Below are 16,297 nucleotides of genomic sequence, written 5' to 3'. Positions count from 1 at the left end.
AGTTATTAGTTTTATTTTTCCGATCTGAATATTATTTTTTAGCTAACATTGCTTGAAATGCGTACAACGCAATTGCAGTATCTTGCACTCCGGTTCCCGTTAAATCACAAACGGTGATTTGTTCATCATTTTCTCTTCCAACAACTTTTCCTGAAGTAATTTCTCCTAGTTCAGTAATTAGAGAATTCTCAGTAATGACACCTGCTTTGAGGCCATGATGCAATTCACCAAGACGGAAGCACTGAGACTTCACGTCACAAACAAGTCGGTCAGCACCAGCTAATACATCAGCCGCTAACTCTTGTTTATGCTCTGCATCTGATCCCATTGCGGTGATATGCAATCCTGGGTGCAACCACTCTGCTTGAATGATTGGGGTTTCAGATGGGGTTGTCGTAATGACAACATCACTTTGTTTGACTAATTCCTCTGTAGTTTCAGCAGCAATTACATTTACACCTAATGCAGCCTTAGTTTCCTCGATAAATTTTTGCACGCGTTCTTTTGAGCGCGCATAGACGAGCACTTGCTTGTAATCGCGAACTTCCTTTAATGCTTGAAGCTGATAACGTGCCTGACTTCCTGAACCTATGACACCAACGGTATGAACATTCTTTTTTGCTAGATGTTTTGCAGCTATGGCTCCAGCCGCCGCTGTTCTTACATCAGTTAAATAGCCATTATCTAATAACACAGCCTCTGGCTTACCTGTTGTTGTGTTAATCAGAATCATCATTCCATTTCCACTTGGCAGGCCGAGTTGATAGTTATTGAAGAAGCCTGTAGAGATTTTGATTGCAAACATCTCTTTTCCTTTTATATAGGCGGTTTTCACATCAACCTCACCATTATTTTCAGGGATATCGACCCTCATAATCGGAGGCATGGAGACTTTACCTTCTGCTAAACTATTAAATCCATCCTCCACAACATCAATTGCACTTACATTGATTTGGACGTGCTGTCTAATTTCCTCTTCTGTAAAAATCTTCATTGTAAAATTCCCCCCTTTATAGCCGAATACGCTGCTTTATTTCAGCACCTAATTATGATGCAGTATTGATACTTGAGTGTTTGATAAACAACTCTCTTGGAAAATTCGCTAAAATCTCACAGCCATTTTCCGTCACTCTAAACGATTCACTTAGCTCTACTCCAAAATCGTCATACCAGATTCCAGGAATCATATGGAATGTCATGTTCGGCTGCAGGATTGTTTTGTCCCCTGGCCGGATGCTCGCTGTATGCTCACCCCAGTCAGGTGGATAATTCAGCCCCATCGCATAACCAATCCGTGACTCCTTTTTAAATCCGCTTTTCTCGATCGACTTGCGCCATGCCAATTCAACTTCCTCTAGAGTAATACCTGGCTTAACAGCCTCTAAAGCTGTGTTTAATCCCTCGATGACCACTTTTGACAGGTCACTAACTTGTTGTGTCGGTTGACCAAGGACTAATGTTCTTGCTAGTGGAGAGTGGTATCGCTTGTAACAGCCTGCTAGCTCTAAAATGACCGTGTCGCCTTCCTTATAACGATCATCTGACCATGTTAAATGCGGCGTAGATGTTTTAATACCCGCAGGCATTAGCGGCACTATAGCCGGATAATCTCCGCCAAAGAACTCAGTCCCTGAAATTTGTGCGTGATAGATATTGGCAGCAACATCACATTCTCTTACTCCAACGTCGATCGAATCAATTGCGGTTTGCATTGTTCTTTCAACGATTTTTGCTGCTCTTCTCATATATTCTATTTCTTGATCTGATTTTATTAAGCGAACCCAATTGACTAGGTTCGTTCCATCCTTAAACGTAGCATTTGGTAAGCCTGCTTTGAGACGCTCACCGCACATCCCTGTAAAATAATAGGCATCCTTTTCAACGGCTATCGTACGATTTGCCTGCCCTATTTCAGTTAAAATGTTAGCGACAAAGTCCATTGGATGCTTCGTTGTCGATTGAACGTAGTCATCAGTATAAGAGATGATATTTTCGTGATATAGCCAAGTTGTTACTTTTGCTCCGTTTGCATCCTGGGCACGCCCGATCCAAAGCGGCTGTTCCTCATCAAGAATCAAAACTAACATTTGATGTACATAAAATGACCAACCATCATATCCAGACAAATAATTCATGTTCGCCGGATCAGTAATCAGTAAAACATCTATACCTTGAGAAACCATTTTCTCTTTTGTTTTTAAAATTCTTTGCTTATATTCAGCAAGTTCAAACGATAACATTGAATCGATCCTCCTTATCGCCACTTATTAAGTTGACATTAAATTCTGAAAAATAAAACGATTGTTGTTTGATGTGATTTCATTATAGTTTAAAAGTGAATTTTTCAACAATTGCAAAAATGTATGAAATTAAGAGAATTTTATAGACAAAATGTTTACAGAGAGATAATAGGTTGTAGTTGGAGGTCTTGGGGATAGAGCTAGATTTATGGAAATGAGGCTACAATGGCCGTGAAAGCTTTAGGAATAGGCTTTTTTAGAAAATTAAGATCCCCTATGTCCGCTTAGTTTTATGTGCGGTGCCTCGCGGCCATAGGGGACCTTATTTACATTATTTTGATTGGTTTTTGACATTACGCGGCCTTGAGAGACCTTATTCTAGTATTTGCATCTACTTGTTTGCTTGAAATAACAAAATAAGAGCGCTCATGGCCACGAACCTTCTAAAATGGGGTTTTTCAACAAGTTAAGGTCTCTCGTGACCGCTTAGTTTCGTGTACAAAGCTTTTACGCCCACAAGAGACCTTATTTAATGAGAATTTATTTATTTTTCAAAGTGGCGTGCTAATGTCGCTAATGTTCTGACCATGACACCGGATGCCCCTTTTGGACTTAATGCTGTTTCACTGTCACTCCATGCCGTACCCGCAATATCAAGATGAACCCAAGGTGTATCACCCGCAAATTCACCTAAAAATAAACCAGCTGTAATACTTCCGGCATTTCTACCTGGAGAGTTGTTCAAATCGGCAACATCACTTGTTTTTAATAACTCTTTATATGGTTCAAAGTTTGGTAGACGCCACATTAATTCTCCAACCTCATTCGCTGAAAGAAGGACATCCTCCATAAACTCTTCGTTGTTAGTCACTGCACCCGTTGTACACGTTCCTAATGCAACAAGGACAGCTCCTGTTAATGTCGCAATATCAACAATATAATTTGCACCTAGCTGTTTTGCATATGTAATTCCATCTGCCAAAATTAATCGTCCCTCAGCATCTGTATTTCGCACTTCAATCGTCTTTCCGGCCATTGACGTAATCACATCTCCTGGCTTCAGAGCAGAACCATTCAGTAAGTTTTCAGATGAAGGAATAACGGCCAGGACGTTGACATTCGGTTTCAAACGACCGATGACTTCCATCGCTCCGAGCACTGCTGCAGATCCACCCATATCCATCTTCATTTCATGCATATTTGCCGCAGGTTTAATCGATATTCCTCCAGCATCAAATGTTAGTCCTTTTCCGACAAAGCTTAAGACATTTTCCCATTTCTCTTGACCACGGTATTTTAAGACGATCATCTTTGGCGGCTGATCTGTCCCCTGAGCAACGGCTAGAAGCGCACCCATTCCCAATTTCTCCATGTCTTCTCTTTCAAGCACTTCATATTCCATTCCGTAGCGCTTGGCGATTTCTTCAGCTTGAGCAGCAAGATCAGTTGGCGTCATTAGATTGCCGGGCGTATTAACAAGCGTTCTTGCCAAGTTGGTTCCTTCACCATAGGCTTGCCCAGCATGCAGACCTGCTTCAATTTCATCTTTCTCTTCAGAACTATAGACGTTAATTGTTTCAAGCTTCTTCTCAACTTCATTTGTCTTTTCCTTATAATCGTCAAACTTGTAACATGCAAGTGAAACCGCTTCTGCCAAGCTATGAGCAAATTGTTCTTCCTCAAGTCTTACCGCAGAAAAAGTAGATAGCACAAATGAAGCTTGTTTTGTTTTATCTTTGTTCAGCTGTTTCACTCCAGTAGCAAATGCTTCACGCGCCTTTTCATATGAAAAATCTTTCTTCTTCCCTAGTCCAATAAAATAGAGGCGTTTTGCTTTAACCTTTCCAAAAGGAAATAGCTTTGACAATTTATTTTTCTTTCCTGAAATTTGCTCTTCATAAATAAGCTCTGTTATATGGCCGTCAAGTAAATCATCCAATTCTTTCACAAAATCGACTGGCTTTTTTTCATCTTCAAAAACACCAATAACCAGCGCTTCATGCTCATCCTTTAAAGGACTATGACTTAATACTGTATACATTCTCCATCACAACTCCTAACACTTATTTTGCACCTTTATTTACACAAGCAAGGGGCACTATCTACTATAACCTACTTTTAGCAACCATTTCTAATTGTATATCGATTGATGATTGATCATTCATGCAGATAAAGAGCAAGTTGTGGTAATCTTGGAAGTTCAGACACATTTTCAAATGGTACTCGTTCAATATCCTGTGGTATAATCTTTAAACAATTCAAAATAAATGCATTGATTTGCTCAAGGTCGACTCCCCAATAATATGGACGATATGGCTGAATATATTCAGATGCGGCTTTCATCATAATCCTGGCACCTTTTACATTCCCATATTCGTAATGATAAATGGCCACACACATCTGGAGCATACCTTTTAAAAGAAATTATCTTTATCGGTCATCCAGATTTCTTCCAGCAAATCATGGCATGTATAATAATCACCTTCATTAAAAGAAACAAAAAACTGATAATACTCCAGGGGATAGTAACTCATAAACGAATCCTCTCCTAATTACATTTTATTATAGGAATATTAAAAACATTTTGATAAGTATAACAAACAATTTATGATAGGAAAAATACATCTGACAAAGAATAATAATAACTAGACCCTGTAGCGTATAAATTCTTAGAATAAGAAAGGAAGCACATAACATTATGGAATTATTCACTAATTTTCCCTTGTGGGCCGCATTATTCGCCATTGGCTTTGCTCAATTTATTAAAGTTCCACTGCAATTCATTGCCTCAAGGAAGTTAGATTGGACATTATTAACAAGTACTGGCGGGATGCCAAGCTCTCATTCAGGTGCTGTTACAGCTTTATCAACTGCCATTGCGCTTGAAGAAGGGTTAGGATCTCCATTTTTTGCGATATCAGCAATCTTTGGAATTATTGTCATGTTTGATGCGACTGGGGTTCGCTGGCATGCAGGAGAACAAGCAACCGTCCTTAACAGACTTGTCACGGATTTTAATAAGTTAGCTGAACAAGTAAAGACATGGCCAGAAAAGGAAGAACAGGAAAAAAGAAAAGAGTTAAAAGAGCTGCTAGGTCATCAGCCAATTGAAGTTTTCTTTGGTGGATTACTAGGGATTATCTTGACACTCATCCTCCATGCTTTACTTCATTAAAATATAAATCAGAAAAAGAAACATTTTGAGAGGGGAACCGTTATGCGTATTATATCGATTTGTCCTAGTAATACCGAATTACTTGGTTATTTAGGCTTAACTTCACAAATAGTTGCTGTTGATGATTATTCTGATTGGCCAAAGGAAGTACATAACTTGCCTCGATTAGGTCCTGATCTAGATATTGATATGGACAAACTCGAGTCACTTCAACCTGACTTAGTTGTTGCTTCATTAAGCGTACCTGGAATGGAGAAGAATGTAGAAGCATTAAAAGAGAGAAACATCCCACATGTTGTATTTAATCCGAACAGCCTTGATGAAATAGCGGCAAACCTGCTTGAGTTAGGGAAAATGACAAATAGTGAAAATAAAGCAAAACAAGTCGCTGCCCGCTACAACGAAATCATCGAGCAGTATCGCGACATTGCCAAGAGTGTTGCTCCGACAAGCTTATATTGGGAATGGTGGCCAAAACCAATTTTCACTCCAGGAGAGTCAAACTGGCTCACGATCATTAGTGAGCTTGCAGGCGGAACGAATATCTATAGTGACCACCAGCAAGCGAGTGTTCAAACCAATTGGGAAGATGTTCGTAAGCGTAACCCTGATCATATATGTCTTGTTTGGGTCGGTGTTCAACAAGAAAAAGTAAAGCCAGAACTTGTAAAGCAACGCCCAGGTTGGACTGAATTACAAGCTATCAAGGACAACAAAATCTATGTCTTAGATGAACCGTTATTTTGCCGCCCATCACCAAAATTAATTACAGGCCTAACAAAAATCGCCTCTATCATCCACCCAAATGCATATCCAGCATTTGATGGTGAAGACCCGCTACTTTAAATTGAAAATGTAAAATGTAAAATTAAAACCCTCATAAAGAAAAAAGAATGACTGCAAATAAAATGCAGTCATTCTTTTTGTCTTTTTACATTTTACATTTTTAATTTTACATTGCCATTAACTAGATTGAATTTGCTGCCTGAATACTTGCATTGCCTCGTTTTCATTTAGGGCGTCTAGTTCATCTTCAGTTAATTTACCATTACCCTCTTTTACAACGTAAACTTCAATTTCTTGCTTACCCCAGTTTTCATAGACTTCTTCTACTGTATCATAATACAAATCAATCTTATTTCCTTTTATTGCAGAACCCGTATCGGCAACCACACCATAACCATAACCAGGAATAAACAAAATTGTTCCAATCGGATACAATTGTGGATCCGCTGCTATCGTTGAGTATAAGTCACGTTTTACACGGACACCAGAATATGTAATGCCGTATGCTGGATGATCAGAGCTTTTCCCTGTCGACTCATATCCAGCTGTATACCCTGTGGCTATCACTTTTTTTGCTGGATATCTACTCCAGTCAACTGATTCTTCAAGTGAGACGGCAGGTGACTCAACTGCCTCATAAGACATCGCCCTGTGCTCAGTTTTCACCATTGGTAACGATTTTAATGACAATGATGAACCTTTTGTAATTAGTTCATCACCATCAAACGTTTGAGACTGAAAATTTTTGAACCAATTGTTAGTATACATCCAAAAGGAAAGATCCTTTGCGCTAACACCAGAAATTGATTGAAATGTTGTAAATAGAGCAATAACAAACAAAGTTGTCATCGATATTCGTTTTACACTCGTTTTTACAATTTCCATTCTTTCACTCCTCTCAACTTGAATCATCCCCAAAAAAAAGAGAAATTATTCAAAAAAGAGGAAAGAATATTCAAATAATTAGATAACTAAAGGCGAATTAATAATTTATAATTAGTAATTAATAATTGGTTTTACCCATTTCAAAGAAGCTTTAAAACCCTCTAGGAAGATCTCAATTAATTATTAATTATTAATTATTAATTATTAATTATTAATTATTAATTAAAAAAGCTCCCCTGATTTACAGAGAAGCAACTTAAGAAGCATGCAGCATAGGATTTAAAACATTTGATAGCCTCGAACTCTTAGCATCCGAATGACAATGCCGGCCAAAATGGCCCCTACTAAGCCTGTTGTTAAAACGATGATGTCAGGAACATACAGTGAAATAAATTTTTCTCCTAAGGCAGGAAGTGTTGTTCCAGGCGCAAGAAAATATTCGTAAAACTTTACATCATCAATAATCATAATTACAATAATCGGATATATAATCGCCATTACCCACGTTGAACGCAAGATCATATTTAATAAAAATCCAATGCCAAAAAACAAAACTAGAAATAATAGCATTGAAATAAGAAGTTGTGGTAAACTCACTCAATCACCCCCATGTACTATAGTTAGTTTACTTTAAATATAGAACAAGCGTCAATAATAGGGAGTTTAGAGTTTAGAATTTAGAGTTTATGAAAAATTTCTAACTAACCATTTATTCCCCATGAAAAAAAGCGTACCATTATTGGTACACTTTTTCTTCTTCTTTAGTTTTTCCAGTTCCTTCACATTTTTCACACGTTTCAGAACCACCGAGTACTAATTGAAAATATCCTTTTCCAGCACAGTAGGGACAATCGTCCTTCTTTAAGATACTATTCTTGAATGTCATCGTATTAGCCCCCTTGTTTAATTATCTAAACTTTCAGATAATTATATCAGGCTATTTAAAAATAGGAAAGTATAGATTTATGCCTTAGCGACCTATGTAAGCGCAATCATCCCGTTTTTTCTAAAAATTGCAGACTTTTCCGATGTTTCTGACTTATCTAGAAGAGATTTCTAATAAAATAATTTATACTTTGTGTACCCAAAGACGGCTCCAGGATCACCCTTTTGGATATTGAACCTCTTCTCAGACAATTTCTCTAAATAAAAATGAATCATTGTTGATGTTTTTGGGTCACCCTTTAACTGTTCGGGTGATAAATAGACTGCGCACTCAATTTCCTCAGGCTGAATCGAAATAGTGTCGCTCTTTGCTTCTAACAGAAAAACAATCATATTGTCGCTAATCGAATGATTAATCACTCCCGTACGAACACCGACAATGTCTATAATTGACGTTTTGATCCCCGTTTCCTCTAAGACCTCTCTTTGAACGGCTTCATCCACTGTTTCATCTCCATTGACAAATCCAGCCGGAAACGACCATTTGCCTTTAAGACCGCCATATTTTTTTTCGACCACTAACCATTTTCCATCTTTGATTACAATACCGGCAGCAGCCAGCCAAACATTCCCTCGTTCTGTTTTCATGACCTTCTTCCCTCTCTCGTAGTTAGCATATATAGAGAAAAAGAACAATGGCGGAATTGCATTGCCATTGTTCTTTTTAATTGTTTATTTTTAGAATAATTTTAGCTTACCTTTTTTCAGAACAAGTGGAATACCGCCTAGTAAATAAAGGTAACGGTTATCGATCACTTTCTTCATTGCTGAAGCCGAAGTACCGTAGAGTTTCTTCTTCCCTACAACTCCAACTGCTTCGTCACCGCCCAATGAAGCAACTGTTCCTTTAATTTCTGGTTTAAATGCCTTAAGCTCAGAACCAGTAATAAGCGCCTTTAAGTTATGAGTACAAGTGTATGCTTGCTGAATCGCAATTTGAGCTGTCGGTGGGTAAGGACGATTAATTTCTTCATTGATAATTAATGCACAATCTCCAATAATGAAAACATTATCGTGACCCGGTGCACGTAAATCAGGATCAACCTTTACACGACCTCTCATTGCTTCAAAACCTGATTCTTCAATAAGAGAATTTCCGCGTACCCCAGTCGTCCAAATGACAGTTTTTGATTTAATTTCTGTACCATCAGCTAAAATAACACCATCTGGAGTACATTCTTTAATTGGCGTGTTTGTTTTAAATTCAACGCCTCTGCTCTCAAGTAAATCAACAGCATATTCTACAAGCTCACTATCAAAACCTGGCAATGCAGTTGGTGATGCTTCAACATTAATAATGCGAACCTTTGAACGATCGATGTCAAACTCCTCACATAATTCCGGAACACGTTCCGTTAACTCACCAACGAATTCGATCCCTGTAAACCCAGCTCCAGCAACGATAAATGTTAGATAATCTTCGCTTTTTACTTCTTCGTTGTTGTAATTTGCAAACATGTACTCAATATGCTCACGGATTTGACGAACAGAGTTTACACTGCGAATCGCAAAAGCATGCTCTTTAACACCAGGAATACCAAATGTTTCTGGCTCTGAACCTAAACCAATCACTAAATAGTCATAGCTAAGTTCACCATTGTTTGCAAGTGTTACTGTTTTATCGTCTTTATTAATTTTAGCTACCGTATCTTTAATGAATTTAATTTTGTTTGTATCTAACACATCATCGATTAGAATACGTGTACGATCGTGGTGAAGAGTTCCAGCAGCTGGCTCGTGTAACCATGTTGTTTGGTAGTGATAGTTATGCTTATTTACTAACGTAATTTCCGCTTCATTATAAGACAATTCTTTAGATAATCTTGTTGCAGTCATCATTCCTCCATATCCTGCACCAAGAATTAAAATTTTAGGTTTTTTCATTTCAATCACTTCCACTTTCTTTTTTTTTTTGAGTCCGGATTTTTCTTTTTTTACTAGCTTTTCCTCTGAAATCGATATAAAACTGAATCTTTTTTCCAATACTTTGTGATAAATTTCACTAATGATGATAAAAAAACTTGTGATGTATTTCACTAATGACGATAAAAAAATTTGTGATGTATTTCACGAATTGTAAGAAAAAAATAATGAGTATAAAATATATACAACGTTAAAGAAATTGTCGCAAAAAATTCACAACTTATCTACATCTATAATATTGCGTTCGTTAGTTTTTTTCAACTACTTTTTACTATTTTTATTAAATACTATGAGAATACTTTAAAAAGATATTCTATAGTAATTTTTTGAAAGCTAAACAACCCTTATATAACATATTATTATTCGTCTTATACAAACTATGATTCTAATCCATTTTTGAATACATTTTCCTATCTACTTTTCTAATAAAATGTATAAAAGTCATAATTATCCTTTCAATTCAAAATTATTGCGCTTATAATTTAGTTATAAAGATGAAAAATGCATAATCAATTCTTTTACGGGGGTGGACTACTTGACACAAGAAAAGAATGTATATGACATTACAATAATTGGTGGAGGACCTGCTGGAATTTTCACTGCTTTTTATGGTGGTATGCGTCAGGCCAAAGTAAAGATTATTGAAGCAATGCCCCAATTAGGTGGCCAACTTTCTGCTCTATACCCAGAAAAATACATATATGATGTAGCTGGGTTCCCAAAAGTTCGTGCCCAAGAACTTATTGATAATCTTATCGAACAAGCAAATCAGTTTAGTCCAACAATTGTTCTGGAGCAGTCTGTCCAAAAAGTAAAAAAAGATGATCATGACATCTTTGAAATTACTACGAATAAAGAAGTCCATTATTCAAAAACCGTCATCATTACTGCTGGTGTTGGCGCATTCCAGCCTCGGCGTTTAGAAGTAGATGGTGCTGAACAGTATGAAGGTAAGAACCTCCACTATTTTGTCAATGACTTAAACATGTTTGCCGGCCAAAAGGTCGTGATTAGCGGTGGTGGTGACTCAGCTGTTGACTGGGCGTTAATGTTGGAGCCTATCGCTGAAAAAGTAACCCTCATTCACCGTCGTGACAAGTTCCGCGCCCATGAACACAGTATTGAATTATTAATGAACTCGAAAGTCGATGTAAAAACACCTTATGCGATAAAAGAACTGATCGGTAATGGTGAACAAATTGATAAAGTAATCATCGGTAAAATAAAAGGTGATACAGAAGAAACACTCGATGTCGATGCTGTCATTGTTAACTTTGGATTTATCTCTTCACTAGGACCCATTAAAGAATGGGGTCTTGAAATTGCAAAGAACAATATTGTCGTTAACTCCAAAATGGAGACAAACATCAAGGGCATCTATGCAGCTGGAGATATAGCTACGTACGAAGGTAAAGTAAAGTTAATTGCTGCTGGATTCGGTGAAGCACCAACTGCTGTTAACAACGCCAAAGCCTATATTGACCCAAACTCAAAACTCCAACCAGGCCACAGTTCAAGCATGTTCTAAAAACTCCCGAAAAAGAAATAAATAAAAGAGCTAAGCCCGCCGCTTAGCTCTCTCTTATAATTTAGAATTGATAATTTAGAATGTAGAATTATTGTAAGCTTTTCAAAGATGCTCTAATGATTTAGCATCTTTGAATTAACTAGACCAATTCTAAATTCTACATTCTAAATTTTAAATTGTCTTTTTAACAGTCACTCGGCGTCCCTGTGTTATCCGCTGTTCTAAATGAGGAACCACAGCCGCAGGATGCAATTGCGTTCGGATTGTCAATTGAAAATCCTCCGCCCATCATGTTTTGTTTAAAATCAATAATAACACCTCTTAGTACCCCTTCACTCTCTTTGTCTACTACTACTGGGATACCATGCTGTTCAAATGTAAGATCATCATCTTTTTTTTCCGCGTCAAAACCCATTCCGTAAGAAAGCCCACTACATCCTCCACCTTTTACACCAATACGTAAAAAGAGATTTTGTTGCTCTTCTTCTTTCATCATCTCTTTAATTCTGTCAGCAGCAGACTCAGTTATCGTTAACAAAATCATCTACCTCCTTGATAATTGATAATTTGATAATTAATAATTAGCGTTCCCATTTCACGGTCATTTCTTCCAAGTTTTACATTTTACACTAATATAATATTAACACTGTTCATATAGTGTCAGTATATAAATAAAAAATCGAAAGTACAAGAAAACTGCTTTCTCTACCTTCGACTAGATCACTTATTCACTATTTATTTTTCGTCTTGCTAATAAGTGGGACAACTTTCTATATTTTTTGTTACAAATAGCATTTGATTATGGTACTGATCAATCTCTTGGCTGTATTTTAACACGGTTGGGTGATTCATTCCATAAAGCAATGCTGCTGATATCATACGCTTTCTGAGAACTTCAATTTGTTCTAAACAGTCATTACTTTCATTAAAATTAATCAAGATTCTCACCCCTTGTCCATTTTTCTATCTTAATAACATTCTACCTAAACCGATCTATGTTGACAAACATATATTTCCACTAGTTTTGACATCTTTTGTCGATATAATAGGAACTTATAAAAATATCCATATGTTTCACTATTGTTGCTACTCTATCAGAATAGAACTATAATAGAATGGTATGTTAAACAATAACTTTCCGAATTTTTTATTCTATTATGCTGCGATGGCATTACTATATTATGATAACAATGAACGGAGGCAATGAAATGGCTACAATGATTTTTGATTCTAAGCTAGAAGAAATAGCCGAGAAAGTGAAACATGGTGAACGTTTATCGATTGAGGACGGTCTTAAGCTTTATGAGACAACTGATCTTCTGACTGTTGCTCAGTTAGCAAATATGGTCAACCAACGAAAAAATGGTGATAACGTTTATTTTATTGAAAACATGTACATTAATCCAACAAACGTCTGTGAAGCAAGTTGCTCATTCTGTGGATTTAAGCGCAAACCGGGTGAAGAAGGTGCGTATACAATGGACGAGGAAGCATTATTAAAATATGTTTCTGAGCGCTGGAACGATAACATTCGTGAATTCCACATTGTCGGCGGTCACAATAACGAAGTACCTTTTGATTATTATGTCAATACTGTTCGCACGTTAAAGAAGCATTACCCACAAGCTACTGTAAAAGCATATACAGGTGCCGAAATTGAATTTTTCTCTCGCCTTGCCGGGATTTCAATGAAAGAAGTTATCCAGGAATTAATGAAAGCTGGATTAAGTTCCCTTACTGGCGGTGGTGCGGAAATTCTAACAGAAGAATACCGTGCAAAAATGAGCCCTGATAAAGCATCAACTGATAAATGGCTGGAAGCTCATGAAACAGCTCACAACTTAGGATTAAAAACCCACGCGACAATGCTTTACGGATCAATCGAATCAAAAGAAGAGCGTCTGATTCATATGGATCGCGTTCGTCAGTTGCAAGACCGAACGAACGGTTATATGGTCTTCATTCCGCTTGCAATGCAGCCTAAAAGCGTCAATGCCAGCTTAAAGCGCCGTACATCCGCTTATGATGATTTACGTACATTAGCGATTAGCCGCTTAATGCTAGATAACTTTGATCACATTAAAGCCTACTGGATTAATATCGGACCACAATTAACACAAATGGCATTATCATTCGGAACAGATGATATCCACGGTACATTAATTGAAGAACGTATCTCCCACGCTGTAGGTGCTCTAACATCCCAAGGCTTAACAAGGGACGAGCTTATTCACCTCATCAAAGGCGCCAACAAAAAACCAGTAGAACGTGATACTTTTTATAATGTGATTAAAGAGTACTAATAGATAGTTTAGAGTTAAAAAGCTTTAACAAAACAACACATAAAAGCGAAAAGCGATTCATCGAAGCTATGCTTCGTGAATCGCTTTTTTCAAAAATAACTCTAAACTCTAAACTCTAAACTAAAGTAAGAACTTCCCCTCACATATCGTTTCTGCTGGCCCGGTCATGAGGACGTTGCCTTGATTCGTCCAATTGATTGTTAAATCTCCGCCTAATAGATGGACGGTGATATTTTGGTCTCTTTTTGCTTTTTCGTTTAATATGGCGGCAACTGCGGCTGCACAGGCACCTGTACCACATGCTTGGGTGATTCCTGATCCTCTTTCCCATACGCGAAAATGTAATTCGTCCTCTGAAACGACTTCTACAAACTCGACGTTTAGCCATTCTGGAAATAACTCGTGCTTTTCAAGTACAGGACCTAATGTTGTTACAGGTGCTGATTCAATATCCTCGACGAAAAAGACTCCATGAGGGTTCCCCATCGAAACGCCGGTCATCTCCCATCTTTGGCCATTAACATCAATTGGTTCGTTAATGACTTTCTCTTCGCCGTTACCAACCATAGGCAATTCCTTCCTTAATAATCTTGGTTCTCCCATATCAACGGTTACAACGTCAACTTTTCCGTCTGTAACATGAACTTTGGCCTCGACAAGACCAGCTAATGTTTCAATTTTAAAAACCTCTTCTTTAACAATTCCATGCTCATATGCATATTTGGCAACACAGCGCAGTCCATTGCCACAGTTCTTCCCTTCAGATCCATCATTATTAAAAATTCTCATCTTAACCGGGGCTTGTTCTGAAGGGCAGATGAGGATCATTCCATCTGAACCGATTCCGGTATTCACGTTTGACACTTTTACAGCTAAATCAGATAATTGTTCTTCAGCAAGATTCTCTTCAAATAAGTTAATATAAATATACGTATTTCCTAGTCCATGCATTTTTGTAAACTTCATCGCCATACTCCTTACTTCCGTAGTTTTTCATCCGTCCAAAAATAATCATCATCTGCTTCTAGAATAGTCATCCTATGATGGCAACACGGCATAATTAATATTGTTTTGATCCCTTCCTTTGCCCTTTCTAAGTCACTTTTTTTCATTGGTGTCAGAATACTTTCCTGTTCACAATAAGGGCATTGATCAATATAAATATCATTTACCACTCGCTCATAAGGCCAAGTGTTTTCAAATGGAATCACAGAATCCCCTCTCTTCCTTGGTGAATGCTTCGTAAATTCTCAAACGCAATTTTTTACAGTATAATACACTATCATCGTATTGCGCTATCCTAACACAAAAAAAACTCCCGAAAGACTCGGGAGTGTAAAATAACTTGTCCAAATTAAAACATCGGATTTTCTTCTAGAAATGTATAAATGTTTTCAAGCAGTTCCTCATTTGTCTGTCCTGAAACATACTCACCATTTACAAGGGCAAATGGTTCTGAGTAACATTTCCCGCAATGTCCTAAGCACCCATATTCAATCACATCAAGGTTAGGATCATTTTCTAATTGTTCTTTAACCCTTTGTGTACCGCTCGCCAAATTACTTAAACAAAACTCGATAATCGGCTTCAATCATATTCACCTCTGTTATCACTTACACACTATTTTTATTGATCAATTCATACGCTCGATTTTATCATAAAGATCCTTAAGCTTTGGATTCCCTTCCGCAACAATTTCTCCATCTATAACAACAACAGGATAAAACAAGTCTTCCTCAATCACCCGTTGGGAAAATTGCTTCTCCTCTTCTGTTTGTGGCTGATGTATATCGACATAATCAAACCGGAATTGTCTATCAGGATACTTTCTCTGAACAGCAGCCTCAAGCCATTCCTTCGTATCTAATGCTGAAGGCAAGTGAATACAACTCGCACATTTCTCTTCAGCTCCATATACTTTTATTGTTATCCCATGTTCCATCTTAAGTTCCTCCACATTGCTAATCTGCCATAAAAACAAATATCTAGCTGTTTACATCTTATTATTCTTTCTTAGGATTAGCAATTATTTTGTATTCATTTACTTAGGTTATTTTACTATTTTTTAACTTTTTATACATTAAAGTTTTTTAAAAAAAGCCTTTAAATCAACATTTTTTTAAGTATAGTGTTTCCATTGCATCGGTTATCATTAGAAATTGCGAGTTCCAATAATGGATTTTTTAATTTTAGGATATTATAATGAAAGTAAAGAAAGGAGTGTTTTTTCATGGCAGATGTAACTATGCAAGAGCAAGTACAAGAAGTATTAGATAAGCTACGTCCGTTCTTACTTCGTGATGGCGGCGACGTTGAGCTTGTAGATATTGAAGACGGTATTGTGAAGGTGCGCCTAATGGGTGCTTGCGGATCTTGCCCAAGTTCTACAATTACACTGAAAGCAGGAATTGAAAGAGCTTTACTTGAAGAAGTTCCTGGTGTAAAAGAATTAGAACAAGTTTTTTAATTAAACGTTTGTTTAAACATTACAGTACCAAAAAAGCAAAGGTCA

The 16,297-nt window shown here is 37.2% G+C and carries 19 protein-coding genes and 1 pseudogene; 5 read left to right on the top strand and 15 right to left on the bottom strand.

The window, feature by feature from the left end:
• Positions 1–31: 31 nt before the first annotated feature.
• The 4 genes and pseudogenes from ACJ2A9_RS14460 to ACJ2A9_RS14445 all read right to left on the bottom strand — a co-directional run bounded on the left by ACJ2A9_RS14460 (position 32) and on the right by ACJ2A9_RS14445 (position 4,774).
• Positions 32–994, bottom strand: a complete 963-nt coding sequence (locus ACJ2A9_RS14460; protein ID WP_441422375.1) for a cyclodeaminase — start codon at positions 992–994, stop codon at positions 32–34.
• A gap of 52 nt (positions 995–1,046) precedes the next feature.
• Positions 1,047–2,240: a M24 family metallopeptidase gene (locus ACJ2A9_RS14455; RefSeq protein WP_441422374.1), complete on the bottom strand. Its 1,194-nt coding sequence runs from the start codon at positions 2,238–2,240 to the stop codon at positions 1,047–1,049.
• 544 nt (positions 2,241–2,784) lie between these two features.
• The gene (locus ACJ2A9_RS14450; protein ID WP_441422373.1) at positions 2,785–4,281 is read right to left on the bottom strand and encodes a leucyl aminopeptidase; all 1,497 of its coding nucleotides are present in this window, start codon (positions 4,279–4,281) and stop codon (positions 2,785–2,787) included.
• A gap of 116 nt (positions 4,282–4,397) precedes the next feature.
• Positions 4,398–4,774: pseudogene (locus ACJ2A9_RS14445) on the bottom strand (DUF309 domain-containing protein).
• Between the two features lie 164 nt (positions 4,775–4,938).
• Between ACJ2A9_RS14445 and ACJ2A9_RS14440 the strand changes: the two are divergent.
• Both ACJ2A9_RS14440 and ACJ2A9_RS14435 read left to right on the top strand, forming a co-directional pair.
• Positions 4,939–5,415 carry a divergent PAP2 family protein gene (locus tag ACJ2A9_RS14440; RefSeq protein ID WP_441422372.1) on the top strand — a complete coding sequence of 159 codons (477 nt, stop codon included), beginning with the start codon at positions 4,939–4,941 and terminating at the stop codon, positions 5,413–5,415.
• A 42-nt stretch (positions 5,416–5,457) separates the two neighbouring features.
• Positions 5,458–6,261: a cobalamin-binding protein gene (locus ACJ2A9_RS14435; RefSeq protein WP_441422371.1), complete on the top strand. Its 804-nt coding sequence runs from the start codon at positions 5,458–5,460 to the stop codon at positions 6,259–6,261.
• Positions 6,262–6,378: 117 nt separating this feature from the next.
• Here ACJ2A9_RS14435 and ACJ2A9_RS14430 read toward each other — a convergent pair whose 3' ends face one another.
• The 5 genes from ACJ2A9_RS14430 to ACJ2A9_RS14410 form a co-directional block, all read right to left on the bottom strand.
• The gene (locus ACJ2A9_RS14430; RefSeq protein WP_441422370.1) at positions 6,379–7,086 is read right to left on the bottom strand and encodes a 3D domain-containing protein; all 708 of its coding nucleotides are present in this window, start codon (positions 7,084–7,086) and stop codon (positions 6,379–6,381) included.
• 279 nt (positions 7,087–7,365) lie between these two features.
• Positions 7,366–7,683 carry a YuiB family protein gene (locus ACJ2A9_RS14425; protein ID WP_441422369.1) on the bottom strand — a complete coding sequence of 106 codons (318 nt, stop codon included), beginning with the start codon at positions 7,681–7,683 and terminating at the stop codon, positions 7,366–7,368.
• A gap of 139 nt (positions 7,684–7,822) precedes the next feature.
• The gene (locus tag ACJ2A9_RS14420) at positions 7,823–7,972 is read right to left on the bottom strand and encodes a YuiA family protein (protein ID WP_441422368.1); all 150 of its coding nucleotides are present in this window, start codon (positions 7,970–7,972) and stop codon (positions 7,823–7,825) included.
• A gap of 170 nt (positions 7,973–8,142) precedes the next feature.
• On the bottom strand, positions 8,143–8,619 hold the full coding sequence (locus ACJ2A9_RS14415) for an NUDIX domain-containing protein (protein WP_441422367.1): 477 nt from the start codon (positions 8,617–8,619) through the stop codon (positions 8,143–8,145).
• 90 nt (positions 8,620–8,709) lie between these two features.
• A complete protein-coding gene (locus tag ACJ2A9_RS14410; protein WP_441422366.1) occupies positions 8,710–9,915 on the bottom strand; it encodes an NAD(P)/FAD-dependent oxidoreductase in 1,206 nt (401 codons plus the stop codon).
• A gap of 574 nt (positions 9,916–10,489) precedes the next feature.
• Between ACJ2A9_RS14410 and ACJ2A9_RS14405 the strand changes: the two genes are divergently transcribed.
• Complete coding sequence (locus tag ACJ2A9_RS14405) at positions 10,490–11,482, top strand: NAD(P)/FAD-dependent oxidoreductase (RefSeq protein WP_441422365.1); 993 nt, start codon at positions 10,490–10,492, stop codon at positions 11,480–11,482.
• 184 nt (positions 11,483–11,666) lie between these two features.
• Here the strand turns inward: ACJ2A9_RS14405 and ACJ2A9_RS14400 are convergent, their stop codons facing one another.
• Positions 11,667–12,026: a HesB/IscA family protein gene (locus tag ACJ2A9_RS14400; protein WP_441422364.1), complete on the bottom strand. Its 360-nt coding sequence runs from the start codon at positions 12,024–12,026 to the stop codon at positions 11,667–11,669.
• Positions 12,027–12,232: 206 nt separating this feature from the next.
• The gene (locus ACJ2A9_RS14395; RefSeq protein ID WP_441422363.1) at positions 12,233–12,421 is read right to left on the bottom strand and encodes a Spo0E family sporulation regulatory protein-aspartic acid phosphatase; all 189 of its coding nucleotides are present in this window, start codon (positions 12,419–12,421) and stop codon (positions 12,233–12,235) included.
• Positions 12,422–12,690: 269 nt separating this feature from the next.
• On the opposite strand from ACJ2A9_RS14395, the gene mqnE reads away from it, so the two are divergent.
• Positions 12,691–13,785 carry an aminofutalosine synthase MqnE gene (gene mqnE / locus ACJ2A9_RS14390; RefSeq protein WP_441422362.1) on the top strand — a complete coding sequence of 365 codons (1,095 nt, stop codon included), beginning with the start codon at positions 12,691–12,693 and terminating at the stop codon, positions 13,783–13,785.
• A 120-nt stretch (positions 13,786–13,905) separates the two neighbouring features.
• Here mqnE and dapF read toward each other — a convergent pair whose 3' ends face one another.
• The 4 genes from dapF to ACJ2A9_RS14370 form a co-directional block, all read right to left on the bottom strand.
• Positions 13,906–14,757 carry a diaminopimelate epimerase gene (gene dapF / locus ACJ2A9_RS14385; RefSeq protein ID WP_441422361.1) on the bottom strand — a complete coding sequence of 284 codons (852 nt, stop codon included), beginning with the start codon at positions 14,755–14,757 and terminating at the stop codon, positions 13,906–13,908.
• Between the two features lie 5 nt (positions 14,758–14,762).
• The gene (locus ACJ2A9_RS14380; RefSeq protein WP_441422360.1) at positions 14,763–14,996 is read right to left on the bottom strand and encodes a hypothetical protein; all 234 of its coding nucleotides are present in this window, start codon (positions 14,994–14,996) and stop codon (positions 14,763–14,765) included.
• 143 nt (positions 14,997–15,139) lie between these two features.
• Positions 15,140–15,376, bottom strand: a complete 237-nt coding sequence (locus ACJ2A9_RS14375) for a YuzB family protein (RefSeq protein ID WP_441422359.1) — start codon at positions 15,374–15,376, stop codon at positions 15,140–15,142.
• A 42-nt stretch (positions 15,377–15,418) separates the two neighbouring features.
• A complete protein-coding gene (locus tag ACJ2A9_RS14370) occupies positions 15,419–15,727 on the bottom strand; it encodes a YuzD family protein (protein WP_441422358.1) in 309 nt (102 codons plus the stop codon).
• Positions 15,728–16,015: 288 nt separating this feature from the next.
• On the opposite strand from ACJ2A9_RS14370, the gene ACJ2A9_RS14365 reads away from it, so the two are divergent.
• A complete protein-coding gene (locus ACJ2A9_RS14365; protein ID WP_441422357.1) occupies positions 16,016–16,252 on the top strand; it encodes a NifU family protein in 237 nt (78 codons plus the stop codon).
• The last annotated feature ends 45 nt before the right edge of the window (positions 16,253–16,297 follow it).

This window comes from Anaerobacillus sp. MEB173 (assembly GCF_052119505.1).
GTDB lineage: Bacteria > Bacillota > Bacilli > Bacillales > JBJMAU01 > JBJMAU01.
Note: the sequence above shows the minus strand (reverse complement) of the source record. Positions and strands in the feature narration are given on the sequence as shown.

Bases quoted from the DNA above. Each gene is read 5' to 3' on its own strand.
- ACJ2A9_RS14460 (WP_441422375.1), bottom strand. From the start codon at position 994: ATGAAGATTTTTACAGAAGAGGAAATTAGACAGCACGTCCAAATCAAT.
- ACJ2A9_RS14455 (WP_441422374.1), bottom strand. From the start codon at position 2,240: ATGTTATCGTTTGAACTTGCTGAATATAAGCAAAGAATTTTAAAAACA.
- ACJ2A9_RS14450 (WP_441422373.1), bottom strand. From the start codon at position 4,281: ATGTATACAGTATTAAGTCATAGTCCTTTAAAGGATGAGCATGAAGCG.
- ACJ2A9_RS14440 (WP_441422372.1), top strand. From the start codon at position 4,939: ATGGAATTATTCACTAATTTTCCCTTGTGGGCCGCATTATTCGCCATT.
- ACJ2A9_RS14435 (WP_441422371.1), top strand. From the start codon at position 5,458: ATGCGTATTATATCGATTTGTCCTAGTAATACCGAATTACTTGGTTAT.
- ACJ2A9_RS14430 (WP_441422370.1), bottom strand. From the start codon at position 7,086: ATGGAAATTGTAAAAACGAGTGTAAAACGAATATCGATGACAACTTTG.
- ACJ2A9_RS14420 (WP_441422368.1), bottom strand. From the start codon at position 7,972: ATGACATTCAAGAATAGTATCTTAAAGAAGGACGATTGTCCCTACTGT.
- ACJ2A9_RS14415 (WP_441422367.1), bottom strand. From the start codon at position 8,619: ATGAAAACAGAACGAGGGAATGTTTGGCTGGCTGCTGCCGGTATTGTA.
- ACJ2A9_RS14410 (WP_441422366.1), bottom strand. From the start codon at position 9,915: ATGAAAAAACCTAAAATTTTAATTCTTGGTGCAGGATATGGAGGAATG.
- ACJ2A9_RS14400 (WP_441422364.1), bottom strand. From the start codon at position 12,026: ATGATTTTGTTAACGATAACTGAGTCTGCTGCTGACAGAATTAAAGAG.
- mqnE (WP_441422362.1), top strand. From the start codon at position 12,691: ATGGCTACAATGATTTTTGATTCTAAGCTAGAAGAAATAGCCGAGAAA.
- dapF (WP_441422361.1), bottom strand. From the start codon at position 14,757: ATGGCGATGAAGTTTACAAAAATGCATGGACTAGGAAATACGTATATT.
- ACJ2A9_RS14370 (WP_441422358.1), bottom strand. From the start codon at position 15,727: ATGGAACATGGGATAACAATAAAAGTATATGGAGCTGAAGAGAAATGT.
- ACJ2A9_RS14365 (WP_441422357.1), top strand. From the start codon at position 16,016: ATGGCAGATGTAACTATGCAAGAGCAAGTACAAGAAGTATTAGATAAG.